We start from the raw sequence: 21,291 nt of genomic DNA, 5'->3' as shown, positions 1-21,291 counted from the left end.
GAACCAGTTTTTGGATTCTTGAAGGCTAATTTGCGTTTCACTCGATTTTCTGTACGAGGAAAATCGAAGGTAGAAAACGAAATGGGCCTCGCATTAATGGCTGTGAATTTAAGAAAATTCACGGCCATTAACTAAAGAAAAAAAAGAATTTACACACAAAAATAGCGAAAGGTGAATTTGAGTTTCCTCAAATTCACCTTTCTCACTATTTGAAGCTAGTTATGTCCCAGCCTCTTTTTATACCTAAAAAGCCCCCAACGTACAAAAAGCCGAAGGCTTTAATCGGCGCGTTTAAGGACAATCAAAAATACAGAAGGAAAACCTCGAGAAGTGGGAGGACCGAGGAAAACAAGGAATCAAGGAGGACCGAAGCGCAGTGTACTTGGTACATGAGCATCGGACTGACGCAGATGACGCAGTTTTCCGACGTGTCATCGCGCTTCGCAGAAAGCGTCGATGGTAGTTGAGGGGTACCCCCTGTGAGAGTAGGACGTTGCTAGGCAACAGAGACCACTGAAAATTCAGTGGTCTTTTTTATACCTAAAAAGCCCCCAACGTACAAAAAGCCGAAGGCTTTAATCGGCGCGTTTAAGAACAATCAAAAATACAGAAGGAAAATCTCGAGAAGTGGGAGGACCGAGGAAAACAAGGAATCAAGGAGGCCCGAAGCGGAGTGTACTTGGTACATGAGCATCGGACTGACGCAGATGACGCAGTTTTCCGACGTGTCATCGCGCTTCGCAGAAAGCGTCGATGGTAGTTGAGGGGTGCCCCCTGTGAGAGTAGGACGTTGCTAGGCAACAGAGACCACTGAAAATTCAGTGGTCTTTTTATACCTAAAAAGCCCCAATAATTAGAAGTTTCAGTACGCCGATGATTACAAAATAGAGAAAATTAAAGATAAAGGATTCTTCTAAAATACATTCAAAATCGTGCGTGAATTCTATAGAAGCACTATAATATAGAAAGAGAAATGAACGGAGTGAGACAATGAAAAGGGAAAGACCGATCGTTACGGCTTTACAACATTTCGTAGAACAAAAGCCGTTAAGTTGGCATGTTCCAGGACATAAAAGCGGTTTGTTATCGTCATTACCAAATGAAATAAAAACTGCCCTTACATATGATTTAACAGAATTAACTGGTTTGGATGATTATCACCATTCTGAAGAAGCGATAAAACAAGCCGAGATTTTATTAGCAAAAACTTATGGTGCTCAACGTAGCTTTTTTTTAGTAAATGGTTCAACAGTTGGTAATTTAGCAATGATATATGCAACGTGTAAAAGAAATGACAAAATCATCGTACAGAGAAACGCGCATAAATCTATTTTCCATGGGTTGGAGTTAGTCGGTGCTAAAGCAATATTTGTTGCTCCTAGATGGGATGAAGTGTCTTTAACAGCAGGAGAAGTACCAACAGCCACTTTACAGGAGGCATTGCAACTTCATCCTGATGCCAAAGCGGTTTTACTAACCTATCCAACTTATTATGGGGTAGCGGGAGAAGAAGCATTAAAACAGCAAATAGATATGTGCCACGAAATGGACATTCCTGTATTAATTGATGAAGCCCATGGTGCCCATTTAATAGCGAGTAAGAGTTTTCCTACTTCTGCTTTACAATTAGGTGCTGATGTTGTTGTGCAATCAGCCCATAAAACATTACCTGCTATGACAATGGCCTCCTTTTTACATGTAAATTCACAACTGATTGATGTAGAAAAAGTGAATCATTATTTAAGAATGTTACAATCTAGTAGTCCATCCTATTTATTACTGGCTTCACTGGATGATGCTAGAGATTATATAAGTAGTTATTTAGAGAGTGATGCCGTATATTTAATGGAAAAACGTAATCAATGGATTGAGGCATTACGCTCACTACATCCGCTTCAAGTAATTGAAGTGGATGATCCATTAAAACTTTTAATTCGTATACCTGGTAAAAGCGGATTCCAATTAAAGGAGGCACTTGAGCAACAAGGTATTTATGTAGAACTAGCAGACCTATATCAAGTGCTCGTCATATTACCGTTATTAAAACATGAACAGCCATATTCCTTTGCAGATGCTCGCATACGTTTTAAAGAGGCGTTATCAACATTAAAAAAGGAAAATGAGACGCTAATTCCATCAGTAGTACCTAGTCATAATCATACGACAGTTTCCATTCCAGAATACTCTTATGACGAAATAGAACAGTTAGAAAAGGAATGGGTGCCTTATATGCGTGCCATTGGAAGAGTATCAGCAAGTATGCTTATTCCGTATCCACCTGGAGTGCCATTATTTTTGCCTGGAGAAAAAGTTACTGTATCAAAATTAAGCCAATTAGAAGAGTTACTTGCAGTAGGTGCAGCTTTTCAAGGACAACATCGCCTAAATGAAAAGCTCATATACGTCATAAAGTAGCAGCCGGAGGAATATAGAAATGAAAAGAAACTTATTTATAACGTTTGAAGGTCCAGAAGGGGCAGGAAAAACGACGATTTTAACTAAAATAGTGGAACGTCTCGAACAACTAAAGATCGACATAATGGCAACAAGAGAGCCAGGGGGTATTGAAATTGCGGAAAAAATACGTGAAGTTATATTAAATCCGGAGCATACCGCTATGGACGAAAGAACAGAGGCTTTATTATATGCTGCTGCAAGAAGTCAACATTTCTTTGAAAAAGTTGAACCAGCAATCCAAAAGGGAAAGCTTGTATTATGTGATCGTTTTATTGATTCATCCTTAGCCTATCAAGGATATGCCCGGGGAATTGGAATAGATGAAGTTTTAGCAATAAATGAATTTGCCATCGGAAAACGAATGCCGGATTTGACAATATTGTTTGATTTAGAACCGAAAGTAGGACTAGCCCGAATTCATTCACACAATGACAGGGAAGTGAATAGACTTGATGTAGAGAGCTTATCTTTTCATGAAAAGGTAAGAGAAGGTTATCAACTATTAGTAAAGCGTTATCCTAATAGAATTAAAGTAGTTAATGCTGACCAGCCTATAGATAAAGTAGTAGAAGATGTTTGGCATCTTTTAAGTGAGACTTTAGAGGAAAGTAAATGAAGTAGGCATACTATGTATGCTATAATAAGAACACCAATTCAATATATGGGGAGTGAGTACGGATGAAGTTAGTTGTTGCAGTCGTTCAGGACCAAGATAGTAACCGTTTGTCTAGTGCATTAACAAAGAATAATTTTCGTGCGACAAAATTAGCAAGTACTGGTGGTTTTTTACGATCAGGAAATACAACCTTTATTGTTGGAACAGAGGATTCATCGATTCCTCAATTACTTGATATTATTCGAGATAATTGCCGTTCCCGTGAACAAATGGTGTCACCTGTATCTCCGTTAGGTGGTAACGCAGACTCTTATATCCCGTATCCCATTGAAGTTGAAGTTGGGGGAGCTACAGTTTTTGTATTACCTATTGAACAGTTCCACCATTTTTAAACCTATTCAGTTATAAAGATTGAAGGAATGAATAGGATTGGCTAGACTGGCTTAGATTCATGATTTTTTAAATCGATATCTCTGCTTTATATACTAGCCTTTTATGAGATTGGGTGGAGGCGAAAGGTATTGAAGATAGATCAAAATTTACGTGTAGGTTTAAAAGCGAATCCTAATGAGTTAAAACATATGCACCAATCAGGGAATCGTTTTGGTGAGATTCTTGTTAAACAAGGTTCGAAATTACAAACGGAACAGTTAACAAGATTAATGGGCGATATTTCTGCTGCTGGTGATCGTGTTGCTAGATCTCGTAACTTACGGGAACTTACTCGTTTTAAAATGCTCATCAAACGTTTTTTACAAGAGGCAGTTGAATATGGATTAGATATGAAACAGTCTCATACTTGGAATCGTTTTGGAGAAGGGCGCCGTCTAAAAATTGTGGAAACAATAGATGAACGTCTAGTTGAACTTGCACAAGATATTTTAAGTGAAGAGAAGGATACAATCGATTTGCTTGATAAAATTGGAGAAATTAAAGGATTGTTAGTTAATTTATATATGTAGAACCCGTGTCTTCTTTCCTGTATGGGACACGGGGTTTTTTCTAAAAGAAATAAAAAAGTAGAAATAGTCGTTTAAGAAAAAAGGTGAAAGAAATGGCAGGAAATGTGGAAGAACTGAAGGTGTTACAACCAGTAGTGATGAAGCAATTACAAACGATTTTTGAAAAAAATAGAACAGGCCATGCGTATATTTTTGATGGGGAAAAAGGAACAGGAAAAAGGGAGTTCGCAATATTCTTCATAAAACTATTATTGTGTCTGAACCCGTCGAAAAATGTTCCATGTGAAACATGTCGAAACTGTAAACGTATTGATACTGGCAATCATCCAAATGTAAAACAGTTAGAACCAGACGGACAATTTATCAAAATCGACCAAATTCGAAACCTGATTTCCGGTATGACGAAAACAAGTATTGAAGAAGGACGTAAGATTTATGTTCTTCACCATGCAGACCGTCTAAATATAGCTTCTGCTAATACATTACTGAAATTTTTAGAAGAGCCTGAGGGTGAAGTAACGGCTTTATTGCTAACGGAAAGTTATCAGTCTATTCTTCCAACCATTCAATCCCGTTGCCAGCATATAAAATTTGCTTCCATTCCGCGAAATATTTTATTAAAGCAACTACAGGAACAAGGTATCACTTTCTCAATGGCTTCAACAGTTAGTATGGTTACCAACAGTTTAGAAACTGCCATTTCATTAGCTAATGATGAGCAGTTTGCACATACAAGAAAAACAGTGTTAAAATTAGTAGAGACAGTAAGAAAAAATGTACACGAAGCTTTACTCGTTGTGTACGAAGATTGGATACCTTCTTTTAAAGAAAAAGAAGAGATGGAGCAAGCGTTAGATTTACTACTTTTTGCATATCGTGATATTGTAGCAATAAAGGCGAATCCTGAAAGTTCTTGTACATATCCGGATATGTTACAAAGCTGGAAGGAGCAAGCGTTACATACAACGTATAATCGCTTATCTAACCAAATGCAAGCAATATTGCAAGCAAGGCAAAATTTAGGGCGCAACATGAATCGAACGCTTATGATGGAGCAGTTAATGCTTAACCTGCAGGAGGGGTATACATTTGTATAATGTAGTTGGAGTCCGCTTTAAAAAAGCGGGTAAAATATATTATTTCGACCCCGGCGTATTTCTACTGGAAAAAGGGCAATATGTCATTGTAGAAACTGCAAGAGGGGTTGAATATGGAAAGATCGTCGTGCCAATGAAGCAAGTGGGAGAAAATGATGTTGTTTTACCTTTAAAACAAGTACTACGCCCTGCTGATGAACGAGATCGCATTCAAGTTGAGGAAAACACACAAGAATCACAACGAGCTTTTGAACTTGCTAGTACAAAAATTAGCGAACATAACCTTGAAATGAAACTTGTTGATGTTGAATATACATTTGATCGTAATAAAATTATTTTTTACTTTACTGCTGAAGGAAGAGTTGATTTCCGTGAGTTAGTAAAGGATTTAGCTTCTATTTTCCGCACACGTATTGAATTACGTCAAATCGGTGTACGTGATGAAGCAAAATTACTTGGCGGGATAGGTCCTTGTGGAAGAATGTTATGCTGTTCAACATTTTTAGGAGACTTTGATCCCGTTTCGATTAAAATGGCGAAAGACCAAAACTTATCGCTTAATCCAACAAAAATTTCTGGTCTTTGTGGACGCTTAATGTGTTGTTTAAAATATGAAAATGACGATTATGAAGTGGCTAAAGAAGGTATGCCAGATATCGGAGACTCTACGATGACGCCTGATGGCCCAGGTAAAGTAGTAGGGATAAATGTTTTAGAACGATTAATTCAAGTGTTTTTAGAAGAGCAGGAACGAACTGTTGAATATACATTAGACGAAATTATTGAATGCGAGAAAAATTTGATATAGATGAACAAGTGGGGTGGTTTTGAGTGAAGGACCGCAATTTCTTAGATTCGGTTATGGAATTCGAACGACAGCTCGAATCGCTACAGCAACAATATAATGACTTAAAAAAATATGTTGCACATATGGTGGAAGATCATCAGGCAATTCAAACGGAAAATCTTCACCTTCGTAGACGTCTAGAAGAGCTATTATCCAACGATACTTCTGATGAACGTAGCGAAAATGAAAAAATGAGCTTGTTAGATATTGGAGAAGGATATGATAATTTAGCGCGTCTTTACCAAGAAGGGTTCCACGTTTGTCACGTTCATTTTGGTAGTTCTCGAAAAGGTGAAGATTGCTTGTTTTGTCTATCGTTTTTAAATAAACAAAATGCTTAAACTTTATCCATTACAAAACCTAAAAAAGTTAGTAGTGTGGATAATGGTTAGTTTGGTGATGTCATAGATAACTATCTAGAGGCATACATAAATGCATCAAAGCGGTGCCGATACACCAAAGATTTTGTTCAAAAGGCTGATACCACAAATGTGGTTTTCAGTCTTTTCTTTTGATAAGAGTATTTTTGAATGGAGGATATTTTGTGGAGCAATGGTTAAAGGATGATGAGCGGCTGGATTATTTATTGGCTGAAGATTTAAGAATTATCCAAAGTCCGTCCGTCTTTTCTTTTTCATTAGATGCAGTGTTATTATCAAGATTTGTTAGTGTTCCAGTAAATAAGGGTAAAGTAGTGGACTTATGTTCGGGAAATGGTGTAATACCTCTATTTTTAAGTGCGCGTACAAAGGCAGACATTATAGGAGTAGAATTGCAGTATCGACTATATGATATGGCTGAGCGGAGTATAAAGTACAATGGGTTAGAAGATCAAATTAAAATGATTCAAGGTGATGTGAAAGAAATTCCACCCCAGTTAGGTATTGAAAAATATGATGTGGTTACATGTAATCCACCGTATTTTTTAGCCCATGAATTAAGCGATAAAAATGTTAGTGAACATTATGCCATTGCTAGACATGAAATTCATTTAACTTTAGATGAGGCAATCGAATCTGCCAGTCGGTTGTTAAAGCAAGGCGGAAAAGCTGCATTTGTTCATCGTCCGGGAAGACTTTTAGATATTGTTACTTCAATGAGAGCTCACCGTCTCGAACCAAAACGAATCCGCTTTGTGTATCCTAAATTCGAGAAAGAAGCAAATACTTTATTAATAGAAGGCATAAAGGACGGGAAACCTGATTTGAAAGTATTACCACCATTGTATGTATATGATGAGAATAATCAATATACGGATGAAGTGAGTGAAATTCTTTATGGAGACAAAAAATAGTCATATTTTTTATGTTTTAGAATGTGCAAATCAATCTCTTTATGCTGGCTATACAAACAATTTGGAGAAACGATTAGCAACCCATAATGCAGGAAAGGGTGCGAAATATACGAAGGCCCATCGCCCTGTTAAGTGTATCTATTTTGAAACTTATGCTACAAAGCAAGAAGCAATGCGAGCCGAGTATGCCTTTAAACAGTTAAAACGAAGCGAAAAATTGAAATATATTGGGAGAGACGTTTGATGAAATCACAAAAGAGCAGTCAACATGAACAGGGAAGCTGTCTTTATTTAGTTGCAACCCCTATAGGGAACTTAGAAGATATGACAGTACGAGCGTTGCGTATTTTAAAAGAAGTAGATGTCATTGCAGCTGAGGATACCCGTAATACAAAAAAATTATGTCATTACTTTGACATTCAAACCCCATTAGTAAGTTACCATGAACATAATTTAGAGAAAGGTGGGGAGAAACTTTTAGGGTATTTACGGGAAGGGAAATCGGTTGCTTTAGTAAGTGATGCAGGTCTTCCATGTATTTCGGATCCGGGAGCAGATATTGTTATGAAAGCTATAGAAGAGGATTTTGCCGTTGTTCCTATACCTGGTGCCAATGCAGCTTTAACAGCATTAATTGCATCAGGTATTACACCGCAGCCATTTTATTTCTTTGGATTTTTAAATCGTCATAAAAAGGAACGTCGACAACAGTTAGAAAAATTGGCGAAGCGGGAAGAAACAATCATTTTCTATGAGGCTCCACACCGTTTAAAGGAAACTTTAAAGGATTTGGAACTTATTCTAGGAAATCGAAAGATTGTGTTAGCCCGAGAGCTCACGAAAAAATTTGAAGAGTTTTTGCGCGGTACAATTTCAGAAGCAGTCCAATGGGTAAGTGAAAATGAAATACGTGGAGAATTTTGTGTCATTATTGAAGGGAATATAATTGGTGAAATCGAAGAGGAGCAAGAATCTTATTGGACAAGTTTATCTCTAGTAGAACATGTGGACTATCTAATAGAAGAAAAACAAATGAATTCAAAAGAAGCCATTAAAGAAGTTGCTAAACTTCGAGGGCTAGCAAAAAGAGATGTTTACCAGGAATATCATGTATAAAACAGTATGATAAAAATAAAAAAAGCGTATGCTATTTTTAATGATTTAAAAGTTAGCAACGCTTTTTTATAGTTCTTACTTAGAAATATGTTGTTGGATTTCTTTCATTAAAATTTCTGCACCTTCTGGACTTAAAATTAATTTGCCTCCAGCAAGACGGAAGTTTTCATCGGAAACTTCACCAGTTACAGCACAAGTCATGTTAGGCATATATTTTTTAAGAATGATTTTATCGTCATCAACGTAAATTTCTAACGCATCTTTTTCTGCAATGCCTAATGTACGACGAAGCTCGATCGGAATAACTACACGTCCTAATTCATCGACTTTACGAACGATACCTGTTGATTTCATGACAATATTTCCTCCTATGGATTGTTTATTATATTATTTTCTTTTGTTTCGCCAAAATTCGACATTATTCTCTGTCTGATTAGAATCATACCAAGTAATGCCATAAACGTCAATTATTTAGCATTAATGGTTTAATATTGATGTGAAATAGTTGTGAACATTTGATACATAAACGGGATTTCTGATTTAAAAATATAGATTATTAATATAAAACGTTCAATTTAGTTGGAAAGTTCCACCAAATTTACACCTTTTACTAATAGTATTTTTCGACAACATTCTGTAATAATATTCTTTCATTGAAACAATTTTCTTACTTCGATAAAATAAACACTATACAGTTTGACAATGGAGGCCATTTTAAGTGAGTGAAAAGAATACATTTTATATAACAACCCCAATTTATTATCCCAGTGGTAAGTTTCATATCGGTACAGCATATACAACTGTGGCATCAGATACGATGGCACGATATAAACGATTAAGAGGATATGATGTTCGTTTTTTAACGGGTATGGACGAGCATGGTCAAAAAATTCAAGAAAAGGCATCTGAAGCAGGGAAACATCCGCAGGAGTACGTTAATGAAATTGCAGATGCAGCAAAAAAACTTTGGTCTTTAATGGATATTTCTTACGATGATTTTATTCAAACTACACAAGAGCGCCATACAAAAAGTGTAGAAAAAATCTTCCAAAAATTCCTTGATAATGGAGACATTTATAAAGGGGAATATGAAGGCTGGTATTGTACACCTTGTGAATCTTTTTACACTGAAACCCAGTTAGTAGATGGAAACTGTCCTGATTGTGGACGTCCGGTTCATAAAGTAAAAGAGGAATCATATTTCTTCAACATGAAGAAATATGCGGATCGATTATTACAATATTACGAAAAAAATGTTGAATTCATTGAGCCAGAATCTCGTAAAAATGAAATGATAAATAACTTTATTAAACCTGGTTTAGAGGATTTATCTGTTTCAAGAACTTCATTTGATTGGGGTATTAAAGTACCTGGAGATCCAAAGCATGTTATTTATGTTTGGGTGGACGCTTTATCAAACTATATAACAGCTTTAGGATACGGATCAGATAATGAAGAATTATTCAATAAATACTGGCCAGCTGATGTACAAGTTGTAGGGAAAGATATTGTTCGTTTCCATACAATTTATTGGCCAATTTTCTTAATGGCTTTAGATTTACCATTACCTAAAAAAGTATTTGCCCATGGTTTTATCATGATGAAAGATGGAAAAATGTCGAAATCGAAAGGGAATGTCGTTTATCCAGAAATGTTAATTGAACGCTATGGATTAGACGCAACGAGATACTTCTTACTTCGCGAGCTACCTTTTGGTGCTGATGGCGTATTTTCTCCAGAATCATTTGTTGAAAGAACGAATTTTGATTTAGCAAACGACTTAGGAAACTTATTGAATCGTACCGTTTCAATGATGAACAAATATTTTGATGGTATTATTCCAACGAAAAAACTAGTAGAAACTGAGTTCGATGCTGCCCTTAAAGTACACGCAAAAGAAACTCGTTTAATTTACGAGCAAAATATGGAGAAAATGCAATTTAGCGTTGTATTATCCGATGTTTGGTCCCTTGTTTCTCGTACGAATAAATATATTGACGAAACACAACCTTGGGTATTGGCAAAAGATGAAGAAAATAAAGGTAAATTAGCGTCAGTCATGTATAATTTGGCTGAAAGTTTACGTCATATTGCCGTAATGTTACAACCATTTATGACGTCAACACCTAAACAAATTGTCGAACAATTAGGTTTAGACGAATCTTATTTAAATTGGGAAACAATTGAAACATTTGGGAATGTTATTCCGGAAAATATAAAAGTGGTAGAAAAAGGAATACCAATTTTCCCTCGTTTAGATGTTGAAGTTGAAGTTGCTTATATTAGAGAACAAATGAGAGCTTCGGTGAAAACACCTCAAGAAGAGGAGAAAAAGACAGAAGTTGAAGTTTCAGATGTTCCTGAAATTTCAATTGATGATTTTATGAAAATCGACTTAAGGGTTGCAACGGTAACAGCTTGTGAACCAATTCCTAAAGCAGATAAATTATTAAAGCTGCAAGTGGATCTTGGATATGAACAACGTCAAGTTGTATCGGGTATAGCTCAATATTACAAACCTGAAGAGTTAGTTGGGCAAAAAGTCATAGTTGTAGCAAACTTAAAACCAGTTAAGCTACGTGGTGAGCTTTCACAAGGTATGATTTTAGCAGGTTCCCATGATGGTGTATTAACCCTTGCTACCGTTGATCCGAAGTTGCAAAATGGAGCGAAAGTTAAATAAGGATTTTAACTTTTCAAGCCTGTTGAACAAGATAAGTTCAACAGGCTTTTCACTAGAAAAATTGTGACTTTAAAACTATATTGTCATAATAAAGGAGAAAACATAATCTGTCGAAATAGGTAAATTCTATCAAAAAAATGTAATGTAAAAATTGTTTTATGACATAAAAAGATATCCGTGTAACAAATCTGTAATTTGAATGTCAACTAAGAAATATTTTATTCCAATAAAATGAGTGAGGAGATTGAAGATGTTTATAGATACACATGTCCATTTAAATGCAGATCAGTATGAAGAAGATTTGCAACAAGTAATCGAGAGAGCAATTGAAGCGAAAGTTGAAAAAATGGTAGTAGTCGGCTTTGATCGAAAAACAATCGAAAAAGCCATGAAACTAGCAGATGAGTACGAATTTATTTATGCAGTAATTGGATGGCATCCTGTTGATGCAATTGATTGCACACCAGAAGATTTGGAGTGGATTGAACAACTTGCCGCTCATCCTAAAGTAGTCGGTATTGGAGAAACGGGTTTAGATTACTACTGGGATAAATCACCTAAAGATGTGCAACAAGAACTATTTCGTAAACAGATTCATCTAGCACAAAAGTTAAAACTGCCAATCGTTATTCATAATCGCGAAGCAACTGGGGATGTTGTAAAAATATTACGGGAAGAAAATGCTGCGTCGGTTGGGGGCGTTATGCACTGTTTTAGCGGTAGTGTTGAAACAGCTCATGAGTGCATTGCAATGAATTTCATGATTAGTCTAGGTGGTCCTGTCACATTTAAAAATGCACGCCAGCCAAAAGAAGTTGCAAAAGAAATCCCATTAGAGCATTTAATGATTGAAACAGATGCTCCATATTTGGCACCCCATCCTTATCGAGGTAAGCGGAATGAACCGTCCTATGTACCGTTAGTTGCTGAAGAAATTGCTCGTCAAAAAGAGTTAACAGTTGACGAAGTTGCAAGAGTGACAACTTCAAATGCTATTAAATTTTTTAAACTCGATGAATAAGAATCCGAAACGTCTCCAATACTGCGTTTAAGACGGATTAAAATAAATGGACTATTTTTTATAAAAATTTAATTGGTTGACAGCTAAAAAAGTAGCCCGTATAATCCAACGAGTGTCAAGGAGGCGTTTTTCATGTCAAAAATTTCCATGAAAAACTTGTTCTCAGGATCATTGAGGAGTAAGCGAACAGTGGTAGGAATTATATCTCTTATCCTGTTTGTTTCAGTAGTTTCTTTTGTTGCTTATCAAGGAACAAAAGAGTCGGTTGTTGTAAATGCAAACGGTAAAGAACAAGAATTATTAACACACGCAAATACAGTAGGCGAACTTTTACAACAAGAAGGTATTGCCGTTTCTGAATATGATAAAGTATCACCCTCACTGAACACCAAGATCGTCAGTGGAATGACGATTGATTGGGAACAAGCTAAAGAAGTAACTATTTCAGTTGACGGAAAAGAGTCAAAGGTTTGGACAACTGAAAGTAAAGTGAAGAACATTTTGGAAGAAGCAAATATCGAAGTAACAGAGCATGATAAATTATCAGTTGCTTTGGACGCAGAAGTAGGAGCAGATAACAAAATCGATATTCAAAAGGCGTTTCAGTTAACGCTTGTCGATGGTTTAGAGGAAAGACAAGTTTGGTCCACTTCGACTACGGTCGCTAACTTTTTGAAACAACAGGGAATTCAGCTTAATGAGTTTGATCGTGTTGAAAATGATTTGGAGGCTGTTATCACTCCAGAGGATAAAATCACAGTTGTTCGTGTAGAAAAGGTTACCGATGTAGTGGAAGAATCGGTTGATTTCGCAGTAGAGACGAAATCAGACTCTTCGTTACTAAAAGGAAAAGAAAAGGTAGTCACAGAGGGCGAGGAAGGAAAAATAGCTCGCACTTATGAAGTTACGAAAGAAAATGGTAAAGTAGTAGATAAAAAGCTAAAAACAGAAGAAGTTTTGAAAGAACCAAAAACAGAAGTTGTCGCAGTTGGTACAAAAGTAGTAACAGCTACAGTTTCTCGTGGTAATAGTTCTTCTTCAAAAAATAGCAAAGAATTTTATGTAACGGCTACTGCTTACACTGCAGACTGTAAAGGATGTTCAGGCGTTTCTGCCACAGGTCTTAACTTAAAAGCCAATTCTGGTATGAAAGTTATTGCGGTTGACCCAAATGTAATTCCATTAGGATCGAAAGTTTGGGTTGAAGGGTATGGTAATGCGATCGCTGCAGATACGGGTGGATCCATCCAAGGAAATAAAATTGATGTCTTTGTAAGCTCGAAACAAGAAGCCAATAATTGGGGACGGAAAAAAGTCCGCATTAAAATTTTAAATTAAGTCTATTAAGCTTTCAAAAGATTAGTTGATCAACCAAAATGTTTAAAAGAGTCTTCCTGTCTGTAAATGGGAAGACTCTTTTATTTTTTGGATGCATTATATACGTTGGTTATGAATTATAAATAAAACGACGTTTACACTATTGTATGTTATTATAGTCACAGATTGTTTGAAAAGAGGGGTATATTTTTGAATATACAAGAAATCATCGTTGTAGAAGGAAAAGATGATACAACGGCCATTAAACGTGCTGTTAATGCTGATACAATAGAGACAAACGGTTCGGCTATTTCGGAGGAAATCCTTCGACGTATTGAGCATGCTCAACAAAAACGGGGCGTTATCGTTTTTACAGATCCAGATTATCCAGGGCGGCGTATTCGTGCCATCATTGAGGAGAGAGTACCAGGAGTAAAGCATGCATTTTTAGCTAAAGAAAAAACCATTGCAAAAAACGGCAAAGGACTTGGAATTGAACATGCCCGGGATGAAGATATTCGAGAAGCATTAAGTAATGTTTATACACCGAATGCTCAAGGTCATATAGAAGCCGAAATTACGATGGAAGATTTATTAGTTGCTCGATTAATAGGACACCCCCAATCTAAAAATCGTCGCTTAAGATTAGGTGAAATTTTGAATATAGGAATGACAAATGGCAAACAATTGCATAAACGACTTACCATGTTTCAAATTACTGTTGAACAATTTGGTCAAGCAGTAGCCCAACTAGATCAGGAGGAGCAAAATGTATAAAGATATCGCAACACCTATTCGTACAAAGGAAATTTTAAATAAATATGGATTTTCATTTAAAAAAAGTTTAGGACAAAATTTTTTAATTGATCCGAATATATTACGTAATATTGTAAGTCATGCTAATTTAACGAAAGATAGTGGTGCGATTGAGATTGGACCTGGTATCGGGGCATTGACTGAACATCTTGCGCGGGCTGCCAAAAAAGTTGTATCTTTCGAAATCGATCAACGTTTACTACCGGTATTAGAGGATACATTAAGTCCGTACGATAACATTAAAATTATTCATTCCGATATATTAAAAGCAGATGTAGAAAAAGTAATAAAGAAAGAGATGCCAGGTATTGAAGATATTATGGTTGTGGCAAACTTACCTTATTATGTGACAACACCTATTTTAATGAAATTATTAAACGATCGTTTACCAATTCGCGGCTTTGTTGTCATGATGCAAAAGGAAGTAGCTGATCGTATAACAGCAAAACCTGGTACGAAGGAATATGGCTCCTTATCAATCGCTATTCAATATTATGTAAAAGCAGAAGTGGCAATGGTTGTACCAAAAACGGTATTTATGCCTCAACCAAATGTAGACTCTGCTGTCATTCGATTAATTAAGCATGATGAACCTCCAGTTAAAGTAATCGATGAAGATTTCTTATTTGAGGTTACCCGTACATCCTTTGCACAACGTAGAAAAACGATTTTGAACAATCTGCAATCGGGTCTTCCTTCAGGAAAGGAAAAGAAGCAACAAATATTAGATGCCCTTGAACAATGTGGTATTGAACCGGCAAGAAGAGGGGAAACTTTATCTATCCAAGAGTTTGCAAAATTAGCAGATGCACTTTATTCTCATTTTTGCAATACACAATAATATGAAACGTGTCATTTTTTTATTAAATTCCAATACTTTTTTATGCAAAAAAAGTTGACAACAATTTTATCTGCTGATAAAATATTATAATTTGTTGACAAGTAACCAATAATGGGCTATACTAGGTATAGTGAGGTGTATGCGAAAATGCCAAAAACGTTAGCTGACATTAAAAAGTCTCTAGATTGTCATTTGGGTAAACGTTTGCGATTAAAAGCAAACGGAGGTCGCAAGAAAACGGTTGAGTGTGATGGAGTACTTAGTGAAACTTATCACGCAGTATTTGTAGTTGAGCTCGATCAAGAAGATAACGCTTGTAAACGCGTTTCTTATAGCTACACAGATATTCTAACTGAAGCAGTAGAAATAACATTTTTAGACGATGTGCAAGTTGCCATTGCCAAATAGTTTTATTTGTATTTTTAAAACACTCATTTTTGAGTGTTTTTTGTTTTCTTTCGCACATACTACAGTTGTTAACCTACTTATTTTGAAGGAGGAATAACTGCATGGCCAGAAGAAAAGGAATCATGTCGAGTCGTCTAAAAGAAGAGATTGCCAAGGAACTCGGATTTTATGATGTAGTCGAACGTGAAGGCTGGGGCGGAATAAAATCACGTGATGCAGGTAATATGGTAAAGCGAGCAATTGAAATGGCCGAACAAGGTCTAGCACAGCAAAACCAAAACAATCAAAAGTAAGTAGTAGTTAACATTTTGCCAATAAATCCTGAAATGGATTTATTGGCTTTTTCATTGATAACTATTGAAAAAAACGTTTAAACTATTTCGTAACACGGGTTTGAGACACTTTTGATTCCGTTATGGTAAAATATATGGAAGTAATGAGACTGTCTACATAAGGGACCTTTTTATGGTTAACTTATACTAATTTTTAAAATGAAAACAAAAAGGGTTTCACTATAGATTTGGTTGCCAATTGAGGAGGACACGGTATGCTTTATGTGAAAGCGCCAGCGAAAATAAATTTAACTTTAGATGTTTTATATAAACGTCCTGATAATTACCATGAAGTAGAGATGATTATGACTACGGTTGACTTATCAGACCGTATTGGACTAGAGTCCCGTAAGGATGGGCAAATTAAAATCAATTCTACTAATGGATTTATTCCAGATGATAATCGAAATTTAGCTTATCAAGCTGCCCAATTAATTAAAGATACATATGGGATAAAAGAAGGCGTTACAATTGTAATTGATAAAGAAATTCCGGTTGCAGCTGGTCTTGCTGGTGGCAGTAGTGATGCAGCTGCAACGTTAAAAGGATTGAACGAGCTTTGGGGTTTAAATTTATCTATTGATACGTTAGCTGAATTAGGCGCTAAAATTGGTTCGGATGTATCCTTTTGTGTTTATGGGGGGACGGCATTAGCAACTGGACGGGGAGAAAAAATTCATCACCTTCCCGCACCACCAACATGCTGGATCGTTTTAGCTAAACCGAAAATTGGCGTATCAACAGCACAAGTTTATGGTGGACTGAATGTTGATGAGATTGAGCACCCTAATACAAAGCAAATGATTGAAGCGATAGAAAAAAATGATTATTTCATGATGTGTGAATCGGTAGGGAATGTTCTTGAATCCGTTACCTTTGAACTTCATCCAGAAGTTGTCATGATTAAAGAACAGATGAAACGTTTTGGCGCGGATGCAGTTTTAATGAGTGGAAGTGGTCCAACTGTATTTGGATTAGTTGATAACGAATCAAGACTTCCTCGTATTTATAATGGTTTACGAGGTTTTTGTGATGAAGTTTTTGCAGTTCGTTTATTAGGGGAAAGAAATTCACTTGCTTAAATGCGTACATTTATGATACTTTTTCTATAAATTATTCGTCTATTGAAAGTTGCTTGATTAATAAAAGTATGGGTATAAAAAATCAAAAAAGCTTGAAGTACAAATTTAATGTTTAGGAGAGGATCGCATGAAATGGAAGCGAAGTGAACGGCTAGTTGATATGACTTATTATTTACTTGAGCATCCACATCAGCTGATCCCGCTAACTTATTTTTCTGAAACTTATCAATCGGCTAAATCCTCAATTAGCGAAGATTTAACGATTGTAAAAGAAACGTTTGAAGAAAAAGGAATCGGGTTGTTGGTGACAGTACCTGGTGCGGCAGGTGGGGTAAAATATATTCCTAAAATGTCAAAGGAAGAAGTTCGGGATATTATTCAATTATTAATTTCAGAACTAAGCCAATCAGACCGCTTATTGCCAGGTGGATATTTGTTTATGACGGATTTACTCGGTAATCCGGAGCTTATGAATCGAGTAGGGAAAGTATTCGCTAGCATCTTTGCTGATCAACATATTGATGTCATTATGACAGTAGCGACAAAAGGAATATCTATCGCTCATTCAATTGCTAGACATTTGAATGTTCCAGTTGTCGTAGTCCGTCGAGATAGTAAAGTAACAGAAGGTTCAACAGTAAGTATTAATTATGTTTCAGGTTCTTCCCGTCGCATTCAAACGATGGTGCTTTCTAAACGTAGCATGAAGAGTGGGCAACGTGTGCTAATAACCGACGATTTTATGAAAGTTGGGGGTACGATGAATGGAATGAAAAATTTATTGGAAGAGTTTGATTGTGAACTTGCAGGGATTGCTGTTCTTGTAGAAGCAGAACATGCAGATGAAACGCTTGTTGATGATTATTATTCATTAGTAAAACTCCATGCCGTAAATGAAAAAGATCGTACCATTGCTTTAAGTGAAGGGAATTACTTTTTAAAGGAGGGCATATAAAATGAAAACTGTATCAACGAACAATGCACCGGCAGCAATCGGTCCATACGCTCAAGGAATTATTGTAAATGGAATGTTCTATAGCTCTGGTCAAATTCCGTTAACTGCAGCAGGTGAATTAGTAGAAGGCGACATTGTAGCTCAAACAAATCAAGTATTTGAAAATTTGAAAGCTGTCTTAAAAGAAGCAGGTAGTTCTTTAAATCATGTTGTAAAAACAACTGTCTTTTTAGCAGATATGAATGACTTTGCAGCAATGAATGAAGTGTATGCTAATCATTTTGGAGATCACAAACCTGCACGATCAGCAATAGAAGTAGCTAGATTACCAAAGGATGTAAAGGTAGAAATTGAAGTAATTGCAGTAGTGGAATAAACTAGTTTACAAGAAAAAGTGGTGAATTACTTTAGTAGTAGTTCGTCATTTTTTTTATATAAAAAATATTTCTCATTTTTTCGAAAATTTTATAAAAGAAGAAGGAAAAAAGAAATTTTTGTAGAATCATATCTTTAAAAGGCATCCTAGATGAGAGGAGTGAGAGAATGGAAGTTACTGACGTAAGATTAAGACGTGTTCAAACTGATGGGCGCATGCGAGCAATTGCTTCCATCACACTAGACGATGAATTCGTGGTTCATGATATTCGAGTGATTGATGGAAATAATGGGTTATTTGTTGCTATGCCAAGCAAGCGTACACCCGACGGAGAATTCCGTGACATTGCACATCCTATTAACTCTGAAACAAGAAATAAACTTCAAGATGTAGTATTAGCTGCTTATCATGCTTCTAGTGAAGAAGAAGCACTTCAACTTGAAGAGGCAAATGCATAATGTAAAGATGAAGAGACTACTTACCTAGAGTAGTCTCTTTTTTCATGTATAAAAGTAATAGAAAAAATGAAGGAAATACCAAATAAGGATGTCATGGATTTGTCAAGTCTGGAAGCCTTGAAAATCGGGTGAATTTACTATATAGTCATAAGAGAATATGAGGAAAATTGGAGGACTTAGAATGACGAACATTTTTGCAGTCATTTTGGCTGCTGGTCAAGGAACTCGCATGAAGTCCAAATTATATAAGGTGCTCCATCCTGTATGTGGAAAACCAATGGTAGAACATGTTGTAGAAAACATTCAAACTTTGAATGTGAACCGTATTGTTACTGTTGTTGGTCACGGAGCGGATAAAGTAAAAGATCAATTGGGCGATAAAAGTGAATATGTACTTCAGGAAGAACAACTTGGTACGGCTCATGCCGTTATTCAAGCTGAGGCGATTTTAGGTTCATTGGAAGGGACAACGTTAGTTGTTTGTGGAGATACTCCTTTAATTCGTCCTGAAACGATGAAAGCGCTATATGAACATCACCAAAATCAAAAGGCAAAAGCGACGATTTTAACGGCAGTTGCTGACAATCCAACAGGTTATGGTCGTGTAATTCGTGGTGCTAATGGCCAAGTAGAACAAATTGTAGAGCAAAAAGATGCTTCACCTGAACAACAGTTAGTTAATGAAATTAACACTGGAACTTATTGCTTTGATAACAAAGCATTATTTGAAGCATTAAAGCTTGTTAAAAATGAAAATGCACAAGGTGAATATTATTTACCAGATGTCATTGAAATATTACAACAACAAGGTGAAATTGTATCAGCATATACTTGTTCCAATTTTGATGAAACGTTAGGTGTTAATGATCGTGTAGCATTAGCACAAGCGGAAGAAATTATGCGTGCTCGTATTAATGAGAAGCATATGCGAAATGGTGTAACGATTATTAATCCATCTACTACTTCTATTAGTGCAGATGCAGTAATTGGTAGTGATACTGTCATCAAACCTGGTGTAATGATTGAAGGAAAGACGATTATTGGTAGTGATTGTATTATCGGTCCGAATACTACAATTGTTAATAGTCAAATTGGTGATCGCTCTATCGTACAAAATTCTGTTGCAACAGATAGTGTAGTAGGAGAAGATACTGCGGTTGGTCCATTTGCCCATTTACGTCCTGATTCTCAATTAGGAAACCACGTGAAAATTGGTAACTTTGTTGAAGTGAAGAAAAGCACGCTAGGTAATGATACAAAAGTTTCCCACTTAAGCTATATTGGTGATGCGGAAGTAGGGAACAATGTAAACATCGGTTGTGGTTCAATCACAGTTAACTATGATGGTAAAAATAAATTTAAAACAGTAATTGAAGATAATGTTTTTGTAGGATGTAATTCAAATTTAGTGGCACCCGTTAAATTAGGTGCTGGTTCGTTTATAGCAGCTGGTTCAACGATTACGAAAGAAGTACCAGAAGACGCGTTGGCAATCGCGCGTTCTAGACAAGAAAATAAACTTGATTATGCAAAGAAATTAAATTCAAAATAAATTTGTAAAACTATTAGGAGGCCATCATGCCGTATCAATATGCTGACACAAAACTTAAAATCTTCTCTTTAAATTCTAACTACCCTTTAGCACAAGAAATTGCGGAATTGATGGGTGTTGAACTTGGGAAATCATCTGTTAAACATTTCAGTGATGGAGAAGTTCAAATTAGTATTGAGGAAAGTATCCGCGGTTGTGACGTTTTCATCGTTCAATCGACTTCTGCCCCTGTAAATGAACATTTAATGGAACTTTTAATTATGATTGATGCTGTTAAACGTGCTTCTGCTCGTACAATTAATGTAGTCATCCCTTATTATGGCTATGCACGCCAAGACCGTAAAGCGAAGGCTCGTGAACCAATTACAGCGAAATTAGTAGCGAATTTATTAGAAACTGCAGGTGCTGACCGTGTAATCGTATTAGATTTACACGCACCACAAATTCAAGGTTTCTTTGATATTTTAATTGACCATTTACAAGCAGTACCGATCTTATCTACTTACTTCAAATCCAAAAACTTAAATCCAGAAGATCTTGTCGTTGTATCTCCGGATCACGGTGGAGTTACTCGTGCACGTAAAATGGCAGAGCGTTTAAAAGCTCCAATTGCTATTATCGATAAACGTCGTCCAAAACCAAACGTGGCGGAAGTTATGAACATTGTCGGGAACATTGAAGGAAAAGTTTGTATCTTAATTGATGATATTATTGATACTGCAGGTACAATTACAATTGGTGCAAATGCATTAATTGAGGCAGGTGCAAAAGAAGTTTATGCATGTTGTTCTCACCCTGTATTATCAGGTCCAGCTATTGAGCGCATTGAAAACTCAGCAATTAAAGAATTAGTAGTAACAAATACAATTCAACTGACTGAAGATAAAGTGTCTCCAAAAATTAAACAACTTTCAGTAGCGAATTTAATGGCAGAAGCAATTTCTCGTGTATATGAAAACAAATCTGTAAGTACATTATTCGATTAATCCTATATAGATAGACAAGGCTATATTAGTAGCCTTGTCTTTTTTATGTTCTAGTATAATTGAGATATAAATAAA

At 36.1% G+C, this 21,291-nt stretch carries 25 protein-coding genes; 24 read left to right on the top strand and 1 reads right to left on the bottom strand.

The window, feature by feature from the left end; genetic code table 11:
* From EC501_RS10790 to rsmI, 11 genes are all read left to right on the top strand, one after another.
* Positions 1-135, top strand: a 135-nt coding sequence (locus EC501_RS10790) for a transposase (RefSeq protein ID WP_148037824.1), incomplete at its 5' end; no start/stop codon positions are given.
* Positions 136-990: 855 nt separating this feature from the next.
* Positions 991-2,415, top strand: a complete 1,425-nt coding sequence (locus EC501_RS10785) for an aminotransferase class I/II-fold pyridoxal phosphate-dependent enzyme (protein ID WP_122972306.1) — start codon at positions 991-993, stop codon at positions 2,413-2,415.
* Between the two features lie 19 nt (positions 2,416-2,434).
* Entirely contained in the window at positions 2,435-3,073 is a 639-nt protein-coding gene (tmk, locus tag EC501_RS10780) for a dTMP kinase (protein ID WP_122972305.1), read from the top strand.
* Positions 3,074-3,135: 62 nt separating this feature from the next.
* On the top strand, positions 3,136-3,465 hold the full coding sequence (locus EC501_RS10775; RefSeq protein WP_122972304.1) for a cyclic-di-AMP receptor: 330 nt from the start codon (positions 3,136-3,138) through the stop codon (positions 3,463-3,465).
* A gap of 129 nt (positions 3,466-3,594) precedes the next feature.
* On the top strand, positions 3,595-4,035 hold the full coding sequence (locus EC501_RS10770; RefSeq protein ID WP_122972303.1) for a YaaR family protein: 441 nt from the start codon (positions 3,595-3,597) through the stop codon (positions 4,033-4,035).
* Between the two features lie 92 nt (positions 4,036-4,127).
* Positions 4,128-5,132 (top strand): DNA polymerase III subunit delta', encoded by a 1,005-nt coding sequence (gene holB / locus EC501_RS10765; protein ID WP_122972302.1) that lies wholly within the window; start codon positions 4,128-4,130, stop codon positions 5,130-5,132.
* A complete protein-coding gene (locus EC501_RS10760) occupies positions 5,125-5,940 on the top strand; it encodes a PSP1 domain-containing protein (RefSeq protein ID WP_122972301.1) in 816 nt (271 codons plus the stop codon). Before holB ends, EC501_RS10760 begins: the two co-directional genes overlap by 8 nt.
* A gap of 23 nt (positions 5,941-5,963) precedes the next feature.
* Entirely contained in the window at positions 5,964-6,320 is a 357-nt protein-coding gene (gene yabA, locus EC501_RS10755) for a DNA replication initiation control protein YabA (protein ID WP_122972300.1), read from the top strand.
* Positions 6,321-6,523: 203 nt separating this feature from the next.
* A complete protein-coding gene (locus EC501_RS10750; RefSeq protein ID WP_122972299.1) occupies positions 6,524-7,273 on the top strand; it encodes a tRNA1(Val) (adenine(37)-N6)-methyltransferase in 750 nt (249 codons plus the stop codon).
* Positions 7,257-7,517 carry a GIY-YIG nuclease family protein gene (locus tag EC501_RS10745; RefSeq protein ID WP_122972298.1) on the top strand — a complete coding sequence of 87 codons (261 nt, stop codon included), beginning with the start codon at positions 7,257-7,259 and terminating at the stop codon, positions 7,515-7,517. Before EC501_RS10750 ends, EC501_RS10745 begins: the two co-directional genes overlap by 17 nt.
* Positions 7,517-8,389, top strand: a complete 873-nt coding sequence (gene rsmI, locus EC501_RS10740) for a 16S rRNA (cytidine(1402)-2'-O)-methyltransferase (RefSeq protein ID WP_122972297.1) — start codon at positions 7,517-7,519, stop codon at positions 8,387-8,389. Before EC501_RS10745 ends, rsmI begins: the two co-directional genes overlap by 1 nt.
* Before the next feature lie 75 nt (positions 8,390-8,464).
* Here rsmI and EC501_RS10735 read toward each other — a convergent pair whose 3' ends face one another.
* Positions 8,465-8,743, bottom strand: a complete 279-nt coding sequence (locus tag EC501_RS10735) for an AbrB/MazE/SpoVT family DNA-binding domain-containing protein (RefSeq protein ID WP_122972296.1) — start codon at positions 8,741-8,743, stop codon at positions 8,465-8,467.
* Positions 8,744-9,107: 364 nt separating this feature from the next.
* On the opposite strand from EC501_RS10735, the gene metG reads away from it, so the two are divergent.
* From metG to EC501_RS10670, 13 genes are all read left to right on the top strand, one after another.
* Positions 9,108-11,072, top strand: a complete 1,965-nt coding sequence (gene metG / locus EC501_RS10730; protein WP_122972295.1) for a methionine--tRNA ligase — start codon at positions 9,108-9,110, stop codon at positions 11,070-11,072.
* Positions 11,073-11,322: 250 nt separating this feature from the next.
* On the top strand, positions 11,323-12,093 hold the full coding sequence (locus EC501_RS10725) for a TatD family hydrolase (RefSeq protein WP_122972294.1): 771 nt from the start codon (positions 11,323-11,325) through the stop codon (positions 12,091-12,093).
* Between the two features lie 132 nt (positions 12,094-12,225).
* Positions 12,226-13,431, top strand: coding sequence for a G5 and 3D domain-containing protein (locus EC501_RS10720; RefSeq protein ID WP_122972293.1), 1,206 nt, complete (start codon positions 12,226-12,228; stop codon positions 13,429-13,431).
* A 189-nt stretch (positions 13,432-13,620) separates the two neighbouring features.
* On the top strand, positions 13,621-14,187 hold the full coding sequence (rnmV, locus tag EC501_RS10715) for a ribonuclease M5 (protein WP_122972292.1): 567 nt from the start codon (positions 13,621-13,623) through the stop codon (positions 14,185-14,187).
* On the top strand, positions 14,180-15,067 hold the full coding sequence (gene rsmA, locus EC501_RS10710) for a 16S rRNA (adenine(1518)-N(6)/adenine(1519)-N(6))-dimethyltransferase RsmA (RefSeq protein WP_122972291.1): 888 nt from the start codon (positions 14,180-14,182) through the stop codon (positions 15,065-15,067). Before rnmV ends, rsmA begins: the two co-directional genes overlap by 8 nt.
* A gap of 147 nt (positions 15,068-15,214) precedes the next feature.
* The gene (veg, locus tag EC501_RS10705; protein ID WP_122972290.1) at positions 15,215-15,475 is read left to right on the top strand and encodes a biofilm formation stimulator Veg; all 261 of its coding nucleotides are present in this window, start codon (positions 15,215-15,217) and stop codon (positions 15,473-15,475) included.
* Between the two features lie 101 nt (positions 15,476-15,576).
* Positions 15,577-15,768 (top strand): small, acid-soluble spore protein, alpha/beta type, encoded by a 192-nt coding sequence (locus EC501_RS10700; protein WP_122972289.1) that lies wholly within the window; start codon positions 15,577-15,579, stop codon positions 15,766-15,768.
* A 254-nt stretch (positions 15,769-16,022) separates the two neighbouring features.
* A complete protein-coding gene (gene ispE, locus EC501_RS10695) occupies positions 16,023-16,889 on the top strand; it encodes a 4-(cytidine 5'-diphospho)-2-C-methyl-D-erythritol kinase (protein WP_122972288.1) in 867 nt (288 codons plus the stop codon).
* Positions 16,890-17,016: 127 nt separating this feature from the next.
* Positions 17,017-17,844, top strand: a complete 828-nt coding sequence (gene purR, locus EC501_RS10690) for a pur operon repressor (protein WP_122972287.1) — start codon at positions 17,017-17,019, stop codon at positions 17,842-17,844.
* Position 17,845: 1 nt separating this feature from the next.
* Complete coding sequence (locus EC501_RS10685) at positions 17,846-18,220, top strand: RidA family protein (protein ID WP_122972286.1); 375 nt, start codon at positions 17,846-17,848, stop codon at positions 18,218-18,220.
* A gap of 167 nt (positions 18,221-18,387) precedes the next feature.
* Positions 18,388-18,678 (top strand): septation regulator SpoVG, encoded by a 291-nt coding sequence (gene spoVG, locus EC501_RS10680; RefSeq protein ID WP_122972285.1) that lies wholly within the window; start codon positions 18,388-18,390, stop codon positions 18,676-18,678.
* A 181-nt stretch (positions 18,679-18,859) separates the two neighbouring features.
* Entirely contained in the window at positions 18,860-20,230 is a 1,371-nt protein-coding gene (gene glmU, locus EC501_RS10675; protein WP_122972284.1) for a bifunctional UDP-N-acetylglucosamine diphosphorylase/glucosamine-1-phosphate N-acetyltransferase GlmU, read from the top strand.
* A 26-nt stretch (positions 20,231-20,256) separates the two neighbouring features.
* Entirely contained in the window at positions 20,257-21,216 is a 960-nt protein-coding gene (locus EC501_RS10670; protein WP_122972283.1) for a ribose-phosphate diphosphokinase, read from the top strand.
* Positions 21,217-21,291: the final 75 nt, after the last annotated feature.

The sequence above is a fragment of the Lysinibacillus halotolerans genome, assembly GCF_003711845.1.
Classification (GTDB): Bacteria; Bacillota; Bacilli; order Bacillales_A; family Planococcaceae; genus Ureibacillus; species Ureibacillus halotolerans.
This window is presented reverse-complemented; position numbering and strand designations above follow the sequence as displayed.